Source organism: Piscinibacterium candidicorallinum, from assembly GCF_047549485.1.
In the GTDB taxonomy this organism is placed as follows: Bacteria; Pseudomonadota; Gammaproteobacteria; order Burkholderiales; family Burkholderiaceae_C; genus Piscinibacterium; species Piscinibacterium candidicorallinum.
Genome location: NZ_CP180191.1, coordinates 2,796,712 through 2,809,882, shown reverse-complemented (window position 1 = coordinate 2,809,882; position 13,171 = coordinate 2,796,712). Strand labels below are relative to the sequence as shown.

11 protein-coding genes are annotated in these 13,171 nt (G+C 65.6%); 9 read left to right on the top strand and 2 right to left on the bottom strand.

Annotated features, from left to right (window positions below):
* Positions 1-170: 170 nt before the first annotated feature.
* Positions 171-851, top strand: coding sequence for a hypothetical protein (locus ACMDW7_RS12780; protein ID WP_377304071.1), 681 nt, complete (start codon positions 171-173; stop codon positions 849-851).
* Between the two features lie 232 nt (positions 852-1,083).
* On the opposite strand, the gene ACMDW7_RS12775 is transcribed toward ACMDW7_RS12780, so the two are convergent.
* The gene (locus tag ACMDW7_RS12775) at positions 1,084-1,578 is read right to left on the bottom strand and encodes a hypothetical protein (protein WP_414859559.1); all 495 of its coding nucleotides are present in this window, start codon (positions 1,576-1,578) and stop codon (positions 1,084-1,086) included.
* Between the two features lie 463 nt (positions 1,579-2,041).
* Between ACMDW7_RS12775 and ACMDW7_RS12770 the strand changes: the two genes are divergently transcribed.
* The 3 genes from ACMDW7_RS12770 (at position 2,042) to ACMDW7_RS12760 (ending at position 7,196) form a co-directional block, all read left to right on the top strand.
* Positions 2,042-3,508: a methyl-accepting chemotaxis protein gene (locus ACMDW7_RS12770; protein WP_414859558.1), complete on the top strand. Its 1,467-nt coding sequence runs from the start codon at positions 2,042-2,044 to the stop codon at positions 3,506-3,508.
* Between the two features lie 275 nt (positions 3,509-3,783).
* A complete protein-coding gene (locus tag ACMDW7_RS12765; RefSeq protein ID WP_377304076.1) occupies positions 3,784-5,328 on the top strand; it encodes a methyl-accepting chemotaxis protein in 1,545 nt (514 codons plus the stop codon).
* A gap of 311 nt (positions 5,329-5,639) precedes the next feature.
* Positions 5,640-7,196 (top strand): methyl-accepting chemotaxis protein, encoded by a 1,557-nt coding sequence (locus ACMDW7_RS12760; RefSeq protein WP_377304078.1) that lies wholly within the window; start codon positions 5,640-5,642, stop codon positions 7,194-7,196.
* Between the two features lie 489 nt (positions 7,197-7,685).
* Here the strand turns inward: ACMDW7_RS12760 and ACMDW7_RS12755 are convergent, their stop codons facing one another.
* Complete coding sequence (locus tag ACMDW7_RS12755) at positions 7,686-8,627, bottom strand: LysR family transcriptional regulator (RefSeq protein WP_377304080.1); 942 nt, start codon at positions 8,625-8,627, stop codon at positions 7,686-7,688.
* 114 nt (positions 8,628-8,741) lie between these two features.
* Here ACMDW7_RS12755 and ACMDW7_RS12750 point away from each other — a divergent pair, with 114 nt between their 5' ends.
* The 5 genes from ACMDW7_RS12750 to ACMDW7_RS12730 all read left to right on the top strand — a co-directional run bounded on the left by ACMDW7_RS12750 (position 8,742) and on the right by ACMDW7_RS12730 (position 13,066).
* Positions 8,742-9,206: a DoxX family protein gene (locus ACMDW7_RS12750; protein WP_377304082.1), complete on the top strand. Its 465-nt coding sequence runs from the start codon at positions 8,742-8,744 to the stop codon at positions 9,204-9,206.
* Positions 9,203-9,520 (top strand): hypothetical protein, encoded by a 318-nt coding sequence (locus ACMDW7_RS12745; protein ID WP_377304084.1) that lies wholly within the window; start codon positions 9,203-9,205, stop codon positions 9,518-9,520. Before ACMDW7_RS12750 ends, ACMDW7_RS12745 begins: the two co-directional genes overlap by 4 nt.
* Before the next feature lie 10 nt (positions 9,521-9,530).
* On the top strand, positions 9,531-10,163 hold the full coding sequence (locus ACMDW7_RS12740) for a hypothetical protein (RefSeq protein ID WP_377304086.1): 633 nt from the start codon (positions 9,531-9,533) through the stop codon (positions 10,161-10,163).
* Between the two features lie 296 nt (positions 10,164-10,459).
* Entirely contained in the window at positions 10,460-12,304 is a 1,845-nt protein-coding gene (locus tag ACMDW7_RS12735; RefSeq protein WP_377304088.1) for an InlB B-repeat-containing protein, read from the top strand.
* A 36-nt stretch (positions 12,305-12,340) separates the two neighbouring features.
* Entirely contained in the window at positions 12,341-13,066 is a 726-nt protein-coding gene (locus tag ACMDW7_RS12730) for a hypothetical protein (RefSeq protein ID WP_377304089.1), read from the top strand.
* The last annotated feature ends 105 nt before the right edge of the window (positions 13,067-13,171 follow it).

The following is a 13,171-nucleotide window of genomic DNA, read 5'->3' as shown; positions in this document are numbered from 1 at the left end:
CGGCGGGCTGGGCCGGCGCGGCACGGGCCCGCCGCATCAGCCTCAGTCTGCAGACCCTGCGCCGCCAACCCGGGCCATACACACGTGCTCGTCCATACTTGGCGGGCTCGGTGCCTCCTCCGTATTCCTCATCCGCGCCTTGGCGCTCTGTCTTCATGAAAGGACTCTGCGTGTTTCGCCATCTCCTCCTCGGCAGCTTGTGGCTGCTCGCCAGCAGTCTCGTCCAGGCCCAGAGCGCTCCGCCGGCACCTGCACCGCCCACGCCCGTCGCTCCATCCGCCAGCGATCCGCAGCCCACACCGGTCGCACCGCCGCGCCGCCCCGAGGCGGTCAATGCACCCGCCGAGACCCCACCCGCCACTGAGCCGCGCGTCTATATCGGTGCCGACTTCGGCAACGCCACCCAATCCATCAAGGGCGTGGATGTCATCAGCCCGGACCGGCGTGAATCCCTGAGCGGCACGCTGGTGCTCGGCCTCGCCTTTGACGAACGGCTGGCGGTCGAGCTGAGCCACACCGGCTACGAAGACTTTGACTTCATCAGCGCCTTTTTCGGCGCGGCCACCGTGTCGCAGCGCACCACCGCGGTCACCGGCGTGGCCAGCTTGCCGCTGAGCCGCAGCTTCTCGGCCAATCTGCGCCTTGGTGCGGCCTATGGCACGCAACAAATCTCCGAACGGGGGCGCGTCACCCGCGACCGATCCAAGACCACCATGCTCTACGGCCTGGAGATCGATCAGCGGCTCGGGCGCCGGGTGTCACTCACCTTCGGTGTGGACTTCATCGACAACTACGCCGGCGCCGGCTCCACCCTGCGCGACGTCAAGGGCGGCATCCGCGTGCGCTTCTAGCCGCGCTGCGCAGGGCGGGCTGCCGCCGGTGAGCGGGCTGCAGACCCACGCCTGACGCGCGTTTCCACAGCCTTATCGCGCATCTGGTGAGGCTTGCCAGACACTTTGGTCTGGAAAGCCGCATGAATGCTGGGTGTGTGTTGGCTGCCCCGGGCGTGCGCGGGGCGCTTGGACCAACCCTGGGCATGGAGGCGACGCGCTCAGCCGGCGCAGTCGGCGCCTGCTGCGGGCTCTAGTTGCAACCCAGCTTGCCGCGTTCTGCCGTGATCCGGGCGCGCTCCTCGCGCAGCCAAGCCGCACCTTGCGCCGCATTGGGCTGGGCGAGTTCCTTCTCCACATTGGCCAGCTTCACGTTCAATGCGCTGCAGCGCTCGCTGCGCTGCTTGGGGTCCATCGTGGGCGTGCCGCTTGCGTCTGCCGCTGCCGCCCCCGGTGCGAAGGTCATGCCCTGCGGCACCACCACGTCCACCTTGCTTTGCTGCGTGCCGCCCGGGCAGGGGCTGTTGCGGTACTCCACGCCCTGCGGCGTGTCACAACGGTAGAGCCCGCCAGGGGCAGCGCTGGCTGAGAGTGCTGCGCTGCCGCTGCCGGCCTGTGCTGCCTTGGCCCCAGCCGCCTGCGCGCCCGGCTTGCGCATCACCTGCGTCTGCGTGGGCGTCTGCAGCCACTGCCAGCCCCACCAGGCCGCGCCAAGACCGCCCACGACCAGCGTGCCAATCAACGCCATTCTCAGTGCAGGGGTATTCACAAAAAGCTCCTCTTCGCGCAACCGTTTGTGCCGGGCTGCGACCTCAGCCGCGGTCGCCGACCCAGCAGGGATGATGACGCAAGTTCCAATCGACTTGCGCGCAGATTTTGCGCCCCCGTCAGTTTGTCCTGAACAAAAACGAATGCGCATTCCTTAGTGTGAGCTGAGCAACTCACGACATTAATTCGTTTAAGGCAGAACATAAATGATAGAAACGGCGCTAAATCTTTGCGAAATTCTGTCGCAATACGGGTTAACTCGAAATTGAAGCCGGAATCCCACGTTCATTCACCCATTCATAAATGCCCGTAAGGCGAAATATCCAGTTCGCTGTCATGGACATTAAACAAAGGGGAATCTCATGTTGCAGCAGTTATCCATCCGAAGCCGCATCCTGATATCGGTTGCGGTCCTTGTCACTGTGGCGGCATCCATCGCCGCCGTGGGCGCATACGAAAGCGCCGCGCTTGAAAAGAAGATTGTCGAACTCACGGGGGTGCAGCGCGAACGCGATGCGCTGTCCGATGAATGGGACCGCGGCAATCAGGCGAACGTCGAGCGCTGGGCAGCGCTGGCCCTGGCCGGTTCGCCCGAGCTCTACGCGCAATACAAGCCGCTCACGGAAGCCACCACCGAACGCATCAGCGTCATCCAGAAGCGCCTGCGCGAGATCGAGCAGGACCCGCGCCTGCTGAAGCTGCTGGACGAACTGGCGACAGACCGCACTGCATGGCTGGCCGACCGCGACAAGGTGCGCGCGGCCATTGAGGCTGGCGACTTCGCGACTGCCAAGCAGATCGGGACCAGCAGCCTGGCTGCCAGCGGACAGCGATACGTGGAGGCCAGCCGCAAGATGGTGCAATTCCAGCAGGAGCGCACCACAGAGATCACCAATGCCGCCAAGGCCGACATCACCTTGACCGAGCGCGTCAACATGGCCTTGCTTGCCGCGGCGGTGCTCCTCGGCGGCGTGGTCGCCACGTTGCTGACTCGCGCCGTGATGCGGCCCGTGGAAAGCACGGCGGCCACCTTGCGCGAAATCGCCTCCGGCAACCTCGCGGCTCACGTGCCTGCTGAAGCACCGCGCGAGTTCCGGGGCATGCTGTCCGACCTGACGGCCATGCGCGACAACCTGCACCAGATCGTCAGCCAGCTGGCGCAAACCTCCGAATCCATCCGCACGGCCTCCAGTGAAGTGGCCGTGGGCAACCAGGATCTCTCCGGTCGGACCGAGCAGGCCGCCAGCAATCTGCAGCAGACCGCAGCCTCCATGGCTCAGCTCTCGCAAACCGTGAACCAGAATGCCGAGGCCGCCCGCACCGCCAGTCAGCTGGCAGCCAGCGCCTCCAGCGTGGCCCAGCAAGGCGGCGACGTTGTGGGGCAGGTGGTAGACACGATGAATGACATCACCGCATCGAGCAAGAAGATCGGCGAGATCATTGGCGTGATCGACGGCATTGCCTTCCAGACCAACATCCTGGCGCTCAACGCCAGCGTGGAAGCCGCGCGTGCCGGTGAACAAGGCCGCGGCTTTGCCGTGGTGGCCAGTGAAGTGCGCAATCTGGCGCAGCGCAGTGCCGAGGCCGCCAAGGAGATCAAGACCCTGATTGGCGCCAGCGCCGAGAAGGTCGAGACCGGCAGCCAGCTGGTCGAACAAGCCGGCGCGACCATGAACGAGATCGTGGCCAGCGTGCAGCGGGTGACGGACATGATCGGTGAGATCACGGCATCCACTACCGAACAGGCCAGCGGCATCACTCAGGTCAATCAGGCTGTCGGCCATCTTGACCAGATGACCCAGCAGAACGCTGCACTGGTGGAACAGAGCGCCGCCGCGGCCGAAAGCCTCAAGGCCCAGGCCGTGCAGCTGGGCGAAGTGGTGGGCAGCTTCCGCCTGCAGCGCGCCTGAACAAGATCAATGCGAGGGGATTGGGCGGCCTGCGGGCCGCCCTTTTTTGTGTACGGGCTGCTCTCGCTTGCTTCAACCGTGCTTGGGTGATCGCTGCTGCCGGGACCCCGCACGCGCCTGAGCTGCAAAGCGGTCGCGGGCTCAGGCGGCGCGCGTTGTCCTGTACAGGTGGATCCCAAATGCGGCAGCGCAATTGCGCTTTTCGTTGCATTGACACTTGCGCTTGCATCGGATGATCGGAGTCTCAAACCATCCATTGCTGTAGGGATCACGCCATGAATCGATTCTCCATCCGAGCGCGCATTGCGGTCGCCATGCTGGCCGTCGTCGCCACGTCGCTCGTCATTACGGGTATTGCCATCTATCAGAAGCACCAGCTGGAGCTGCTGATCACGGAATTGGTGGGCGCACAGCGAGAACGTGATGACGCGGCAGAGGCCTGGGACCGCGGCATTGTCATGAACAGCGACCGCTGGACCACCATCGCCATGGCCGGCAGCGCGGAGACCTACAACCACCTCAAACCGCTGATTGCCGAGGTGACGCAAAACGTGACGGCCGTGCAAAAGCGCTTCAACGAGATCGAGACCGATCCCGAGGCCAAGAAGCTCGTCGCCACCCTGGGCGAGCGACGTACCGCCTGGCATGCGGTGCGCGCCAAGATCCAGGCTGCGGTGGAGGCCGGCGACTTCGCTACTGCCCGCGAGTTGGGCGCCGGGCCCTTCAAGGACGTGACGGCGCAGTACCTGGTTGCCAGCCGAGCATTGGGTGAATATCAGGGGACCCGTACCAAGAAGCTCAGCGAACAAGCGCAGAAAGACATTGATGCCAGTCAGGCGATGTCCGTGGCCTTGCTGATCATCTCTATGGTCATTGGCGCGGTGGTTGGCGTGGGTCTGACCCGCGCCGTTCTGCGCCCGGTCAATCAGGCGGCAGGCGCCGTACGCGAAATTGCGCAGGGGAACCTGGCCGGCACGGTCGAGACCGACGCCCCCACCGAGTTCAAGGGCTTGATGCAGGACCTTGCGCAGATGCGCAGCAATCTGCACGACATCGTCAGCCAGTTGGCGCAAACGTCTGAATCCATCCGGACCGCCTCCAGTGAAGTGGCCGTGGGCAACCAGGACCTCTCCGGCCGCACTGAACAGGCCGCCAGCAATCTGCAGCAGACCGCAGCCTCCATGGCCCAGCTCTCGCAAACCGTGAACCAGAACGCCGAGGCCGCCCGCACCGCCAGTCAGCTGGCAGCCAGCGCGTCTTCTGTCGCCCAGCAGGGCGGGGACGTGGTCGGCAAGGTCGTCCACACCATGAGTGACATCAGCACAGCTAGCCGCAAGATCAGCGAGATCATCGGCGTCATCGACGGCATTGCCTTCCAGACCAACATCCTGGCCTTGAACGCGTCTGTGGAAGCCGCACGCGCCGGCGAACAGGGCCGCGGTTTCGCCGTGGTGGCCAGTGAAGTACGTAATCTGGCCGGCCGCAGTGCTGAAGCCGCCAAGGAGATCAAGACGCTGATTGGCGCCAGCGCCGAGAAGGTCGAGACTGGCAGCCAGCTGGTCGAACAAGCCGGCGCCACCATGAACGAGATCGTCGCCAGCGTGCAGCGCGTCACCGACATGATCGGCGAGATCACCGCGTCCACCACGGAGCAGGCCTCGGGCATTACGCAGGTGAACCAGGCCGTGGGCCAGCTGGACCAGATGACTCAGCAGAACGCTGCGCTGGTGGAGCAATCCGCCGCAGCGGCCGAAAGCCTCAAGGCCCAGGCCGTGCAGCTGGGCGAAGTGGTGGGCAACTTCCGCCTGCAGCGCGCGTAAGGCTGCAGCACTCGCTTACGTCAAAGCACGTTCAAGCAACAACGGCGGTCTCTGGGCCGCCGTTGTTGCACCAAGGGCGCGTGTACTCGCTGTGGTACCTGATGCCACAACGTGATGGTGCAGGGCGGTGGGTTGTCGTCCGTTTGCCATTGCGACATGCACCTGCCCATGGCTGGTGTAGATCGATTGTGAAATGCCCTGAAACTTGCGCTCTTTCTGTCGCAATGTGTCCATGACACCGGCACTACCGTGCGAGCTGGCCGCATGGATCCGAAAGACGCGTGCGGTCCAGCATCCAAGGGGAACACGCCATGTCAAGCAAACTCACTGTCAAGCGCCGGCTGTGGCTGGCCTTCGGCGTCGTCATTGCGCTGGGCGTTATTTCTGCCTTGATGATTGCCGTGAAGGTCCACCATATTCGCGGCGCGATTGGCGACGTCACCAACCACTTCACGCCGCAGATTCTGGCCATTGCCGAGATTCGCCGCACCGTGATCATGATGTCGCTCGAGACGCGGCACGCGATGATCGTGAAGTCCGAGGGCGAGCGCGAAAAGACCCTGGCGCTCATCGGCACGCTGCGCAAGGAGCTCACGGAGCAGCTGCGCGAGTTCGAGGCTTCCCAGCACCACGAAGATGGACGCAAGCGTTTCCAGGCGGTGCAGGCCAGCGTGGTCCCGTTCCTGCAGAGCGTCGACAAGATCGGCGCGCTGATCCAGCAGACCCGGCTGAGCGAAGCCGTGGATCTGCTCACTGATGAAGTCATCCCGCGCCGCAATCAGTTTCTGGACCGCGTGGCGGACCAGATCGAATGGCAGACCACCTCACTGAACGACACCAACCAGCAGGCGCTCGGGATTGCCCAATGGATGCAGACCCTCGTGCTGGTCTTGACGGGCTTGAGCATCTTGATTGGCGTGGCCGCCGCCGCCATGGTGGTGCGCCAGCTGACCCGGCAGATCGGTGGTGAGCCAGCGGACGTTGCAGCGATCGCGCATGCAATTGCCGAGGGCGATCTGACGCGCGAAGTCGTTGTCCGTCCGGGCGACACCACCAGCCTCGTGGCCGCCATGGCACACATGCGTGCCGAACTGGCCAATCTGGTGGGACAGATCCGTTCCGGCGTGGAATCCATGAGCACCCGGATCGACGGCATCGCCTCGGGGAACGAAGCCCTCGCTGCTCGCACGGATCAGCAATCCGACAGCGTCCAGCAGACCGCTGGCGCAGTGGCACAGATTCATGCCACCGCCAACACCAGCGCCAGCAGCGTCGAGCGCGCAAGCGCACTGTCCAAGGACGCCACCGCAGTGGCCGAACAGGGCGGAACCACAGTGAGCGATGTGGTTCGCACCATGGACGAAATCAACACCTCGGCGCAGAAGATCTGCGAGATCATCGGCACGATCGACTCCATTGCCTTCCAGACCAACATCCTGGCCCTGAACGCCAGCGTTGAGGCGGCGCGCGCCGGCGAGCAGGGCAAGGGCTTTGCCGTGGTGGCCGGGGAAGTCAGAAACCTGGCGCAGCGCTCTGCGCATGCCGCAAGCGAGATCAAGACGCTGATCACCGAGAGTGTGGAACGCGTCGGCACGGGTACAGATCTGGTGCGTCATGCGGGCGACACCATGGGCAAGATCCTCACCAGCGTGCGCAGCGTGGACACGCTCGTGCAGGAGGTGGCCGGCACGCTGCGCGAGCAGGCGCGTGAGGTCAATCTCATCAATGACAGCGTCGGTGCGCTCGAGCACACCACCCAGAAGAACACCGAGCTGGTCGAGGAAGCCACCGGCGCCACCGCCGACCTGCGCAATCAGGCCGCCACACTCCTGCAGTCGGTCAGCCTGTTCAAGTTGCAGCGCGGCTAGGGCAGCTGCATACCGTCCAGCCCAGCGCGCCAAAAGTGCACCATACGGCGGCCTGCGGGCCGCCGTGTTCATTTCTGGCGTGGCATTCGACGCCCGGGTGCGGCTCGCAAGCCCCAGCTTTCATGCGCCTCTTCAGGCCAAAGTGTCTGGAGAGCCGCGCCAGACAAGCGATCTAGGGGCGCCGGGGCCTCGCGCTTAGAGGCGCTCGTCGTTCCGCCGGGGCCAAGCAGTGCTCGGCCTCGCCCGGCTCCACCTCCCGGCGGCAGCAAGCGGTGCCGGCTGAAACCCCGCCTCCAGCGCCAGACAAGCGGACAGCATTCGCGGCAATGTGCCTGATGCGGGCGACCTACTGCGTGCACGCGGCCCGGCCAGCAGGCGTGAGGGCCGGCGTGGATGAGCAGGCGCTGAATCCACCACCGCGCCGACGCGGCGCTCAGCGCGGATGACCGGTGGCGCGAGCCCAGACTCCGCCTGCCATGGGCACGCGGCCTATTCGACCAGCCGCGTCTGCGACGCCGCCGCGGCGAGCAGCGCATCACGGACCCACGCGACCGGTTCCTCCGGAGTGTCCCGGCACATCAACATGAAAGGCAGCGGCGCGGGCAGCGCCGGGCCGGGCAAGGCGACGAGCAGTCCCTGCCGCTGCGCATCCACACACAGGTTGTCTGGCAGCAGCGCCACGCCCGTGCCGAGCGTGGCGGCCTGCGTCGCCAGATGTGCGAGGTTGAAGCGCAATCCGGGTAGGGGCGATGCCACCTCCACGCCCGCCTCCTCGAACCATTCCGCAAATCCCGGAGACGTCCAGCCCTTCTCCTCCACGGCGAGGTGCAGGAGCGGCAACGTGGCAACTTCAGCCGGGCGGGGCAAAGCGCCTCGTCCGACCAGCGACGGGGCGGCAAAGGCCCTGAACCGTCCAGGGAACAGCAGATGCTGCGTGTGCCGCGGCAGCTCGCTGCGTGGAAAGTAGATGGCAATGTCGGCGCCGAGTGGACCGGTGGCGCGGTGCTCTGCCGCGATCAAGCGGATCTCGAGATCGGGCCGTTCACGTGCCAGGGTGGCCACGCGCGAGGTCAACCACATCGCGGCCACGCTGAACTGGCACCGGATCCGGACCACCGGTCGTGCCTGGTGATCGCGCAGCGCGCGGCTGGTGAGCAGCAGTCGGTCGAACACGTCACGCAAGCGAAGTGCGTAGTCGCTGCCCGCCGCCGTCAGGACGACGCCGTTCGGCCGTCGAGCGAACAGCGGCACGCCGAGCCAGCGTTCAAGCAGCTTGATCTGGTGACTGATGGCTGCCGCGGTGACATGGAGCTCCGTTCCGGCGCGCGAGAAGCTCATGTGTCGCGCTGCAGCTTCGAAGGCTCGAAGCGCGGGCAGGGGAGGCAGGGTTTTCTTGTCCACGGCGTGCAGATCGAAAAGGGTTGAGGCCAAGTTCCTTTAGGCCTCAGCGCCAAGAACTTGAGTTTGCTTGGGATATGCAGTCTGGGAAACACTTTCTCAGCCGCCAAGAGGCTGCAAATTCCTAGGCCTGTGAGGCAATTTACCTTGAGCAAGTTCTTCGCGATGTCACTGCCGCCGACCACGCTCCCACGCAGTCGCCTGGCCTGGATCCTCATGCGGGTTGGACTGGCCGGCTTGATTGCGATCCATGGGATTGCGCGTTGGGCCACGGACTCGGTCACGCCCTTCGGCGCCTGGCTGACGGCTGGCGGGTGGCCGCTCGGCCCCGTGCTGGCCTGGTGCATCACCCTGTTCGAGATCGTCGGCCCAATTCTGCTCATGCTCGGCAAGGGCACGCGCGTGATCTGCGTTGCAAGCGCACTGCTCTACCTGATGGGCATCGCGCTCGTGCACGCCAAGGCAGGCTGGTTCGTCGTCGGGCTAGGGCGAAATGGTGCCGAATATTCCGTGCTGCTGGTGCTCAGCCTGCTGCTGCTCGCCTGGCAAGACTGTGACCCCGTCTCCACCTCTGACAGCCACTTTTCGAACCCAGAAGGATCAAGCTCTTGAACTACGCCTACCTCGATGTCAGTCGCCGTACCCTCAAGCAGGCCGCCGCCGTGCTCTTGTTGCTGCCCGTACTGGGGTGCGGCACGGTCGCTGAGAAGACCAATCTGCTGAGCGATGAGCGCGTGGTGTCCGAGTCTGCCGGTGTGCTGGGTGTGCCCGCCGGCGAGCTGAAGCTCGTGTCCAGAACAGCCTCCGGCACCAATACCTACGCAGTGCTCCGCGGCAAGGATGGCAAGGAATACAGCTGCACGGTCAATGGCGGCAACCTGCTGACGCTGGGCATGGTGAATCCGCCCATCTGCCAGCGCAAGTGAGGGTGCCGCCATGCTGTGCAGTTCCAACGCGGCCGGCGGGGTCGATCTCGCGCGGACTGGCTGCGCTCAGGGCTCGATCAACGCCGCCGTGCGCCGTGCCGAGTTGCCCGATCTCATCCTTACCGGCTCGACTGCGATGAACCGTATTGCACCGACTGAGCGCGAATCGCTCAACGCGCGCCGCCATGTCCCGAAACGGGCAGCCGAGGCGATCGCACTGGTTGCGCTGGTCCCGGTGGCTGGCTGCGCCGTCAGCGACGCGTCCTACGCCACGCGCCGTGCTCTGCTGCGGCACGCATCGTTTCGCGGCATCGAAGCCAAGTTCATGGTGGGCAAGACGATCGACGAGGCCATCGCCAAGTACGGCAGGGCGGCGCGGGTCGTCAGCATCCCGGAGCGCGAGGATCGCAGCTTCAACGACATACCGATGGCCGGCAAGGATCTGTATGCCTTCGAGCGCGACCGCACCGACTACACGGTTGACGTGGCCCGCGGCAGCGAGATCGGCCAGAGCAGCCAGGGCCCGGTCATCGTGCAGCGCTACGAGCGCGTCAACCGCACGGCCGTCTGCACCCTCGTCTTCATTGTCGACCCCGCGACCCGGCGCATCCTCACCTATGACATCGGGGGCAACTGCGTCTGACACCCCGGCGAGACGGCACCTGAACCGCCGTGGTTCCGCGCGGGCTGGCATTCACGCTATGCCGGCCTGATGCAGGACGGCCCCAAGCGGATCCACAAGATCCCGGCGTGGCGCATACCCGCGCCCGTGGTGTCGATCCACGGACCCGGCTGAAGCGCGTGATCGCACGCTGACTCCGCCGCCCAAACCTTCAATCAGCCGCCTCACAAGCGCTGACTCTCCTCCCAAACCTCGAACTCATACCCATGCACACATCATCGCTTTTGATTCGAACCCGTCAGGCTGCCCATCGCGGCATGCTCCGGACTGTTGCCCCAGCTGTGTGGGCACTGTGTGTTGCCGCATGTGGCGGCGGTGGCGGGGGCGGCGGCGAGGTGCCGCCCCAGGCGCCCAATGTCCTCACGGTCACGGTGAGCGGCAGCGGCGTCGTGCGTTCCAATCCCGCCGGTATCGACTGCGGCAGTGATTGCCGCGAGTTGTTTGATCCGGCCAGCCGGATCGTGCTGACCGCCACACCGGCCTCCGGCCAGACCTTCTCCTCGTGGTCGGGCGACTGCAGCGGCACCGCGGCCAGCTGCACCGTCGCCATGGACCGGGCGCGCAACGTCACCGCCAGCTTTGCAGCCACGCAGACGCCGCAGTTCGCACTCACCGTGACGCTGGTCGGGGCGGGCAGCGTGCGCTCAGATCCCGCCGGCATCGACTGCGGCAGCACATGCACGGCCAACTTCGGCGCCGGCACCACCATCACCCTGGTGGCGACACCCGGTACAGGGCAGCGCTTTGCAGGCTGGTCGGGCGCATGCTCAGGCAGCACCGTCACGTGCAGCGTCGTCACCAGCGCCGCACGCGCCGTGACTGCAAGCTTTGAGGCCGCGCCGGTTGCAGCGCAGTGGGGCGCACCGCAGCTGCTGGAGTCCAGCAATGACTTCAATGTGTCGGACACCAGCCCGTTTGCGGAACCCAGCGTGCTCACTGCAATCTCGTCTGCTGGCCATGCCATGGTGCTGTGGGAGCAGTCCGACGGTGTGCCGAACGGCAGCACGCGCAAGGTGTTCTCGCGCCTGTATGTGCCGAACCAGGGTTGGGCTGCGGCTGTGGTGGTGCCCGGCCTGAGCACGTCATCGAGCCTGACCGCACTGGTTGAGGGCAAGCTGCTGCTTAGCGCTGATGGCGTTGCCACCTGGCTGCGCCCGAACCTCGAAACCCGCCGCTTCAGCGCCGCTGCTGGCTGGGGGGCACCCTTTTACCCTCCGACGCAGTCGGGCGGCACGCTGACCGCTGCAGTGATTGACGGCAGCGGGGCCGTGGGCGTGCTGATCTCCGGCTCGGACGTCTACAACAACGCGCTCTTGCCGCAGGGGGGCTGGGGCAATTGGGCCCGCGTCGACGCCAGTGGCAACCTGACTGCACGCGATGCCGATGTCGCCTTGAGCGCCGACGGCACCGCCCTGGCCATCTGGCGCGAGGCCAACCCAGGCGACACCCGCTACAGCCTCAAGGCGGCCCGCTACACCCTCGCCACGGGCTGGCAGCCCCCGCAAGGCATCGAGAGCGGGCTGGACGAGGTCATTGCACAGTCACGACCCCGGGTGGCCATGGATGCCGCCGGCAACGGCCTGGCGTTCTGGCATCAAGGCACATCGATGTACTACGCCCTCTTCAGTCCATCCACGGGCTGGGGGGCGCCGACGGCGATTGATGCAGGCAACGTCAATGCCGGCTTTTCGGCCAGCCCCAGGCTGGCCATGAACAGTGACGGTCGCGCCGTCATGAGCTGGGCCAGCGGCCTGTTCACGCTCAAGACTGCGCGCTACATACCCGGTGCCGGCGTCTCTGTGCCTGAGTCGGTCGCCACCAACGCCACGGGCGTCGAGCTGGGCCTGGACGACGGCGGCAACGCCACACTGCTGTACGTCCTGCCCGAAGGCCCGGCCGCGCTGGGCAGTCTCTACGGCAGGCGGTTTCAGTGGGGGCAGCCCTGGACGGCAGCGGCCGCGATCGAAGCTGCCGCAGGCGACATCAAGAACAGCCTGGCGGCAGGCTTCAACCGCGCCGGCCAGGGCGTGGTGGTGTGGGTGCAGGACGACGCGCCCGACACGCAGGTGCGCAACAGTCTGTGGGCGAGCGTGCTGCGCTGAATCCCCTCATTCCTTTGAACTGGAGACATTGAACACATGAGCCGACTCCTGACCTTCATCAGCGGATGCGCCGCGAGCGCACTGGCCATCTGCGCCGTCGTGTTGCTCACGGGGGCCAAGGCCCCACCGGTCAAGTTTGCCGAGATCGATGTGCAGCGAATCAACGTCCGCGAACCCGACGGCACCTTGCGCATGGTGATCTCGAACCGAGCCCAGTTTCCCGGCTCGCCCTGGCGCGGCGGCGAGCAGGCGCGGCCAGACCGGACGGCGTTTGCCGGCATGCTCTTCGTCAATGACGAGGGCACCGAGAACGGCGGTCTGATCCAGAAGGGCCTGGTCGGCCCGGACGGCAAGGCCAGTGCCGGGCTCAGTCTTACCTTTGACCGCTTCCGCCAGGATCAGGTCATCCAGCTCCTGCACAGTGAAGAGGGCGGCCAGGCCAGCAGCCTGCTTGCAATCAATGACGAGGCCGACGGCCTGCAGCTGGACCTCCTGAAGCGCAACGAGCGCATGCAGGCCATGGCCAAACTCCCACCCGAAGAGCGCAATCAGGCCATGAAGGAGCTGCGCGAGCGCGGCCTGCTCAACGTGAACCGGGTCCGTCTCGGCACGACTCCGGGCAAGTCATCGGCGCTGATGCTCAGTGATGCGCAAGGGCGTCCGCGCTTGATGCTGGTCGTCACGCCCGACGGCAAGCCGAGCATCCGCCTGCTGGATGAGCGCGGCCAGCCCGCCAGGGTCATCGATCTCGACAGCAAATAAGCCCGCCGGCTTGGCGCCCGATGCGCGCAGGCGTGATCTAAGCCGGGATGGTGGCGGCTAGACCCACCATTCATGCGCCTCTTCAGGCCAAAGTGTCTGGAGAGC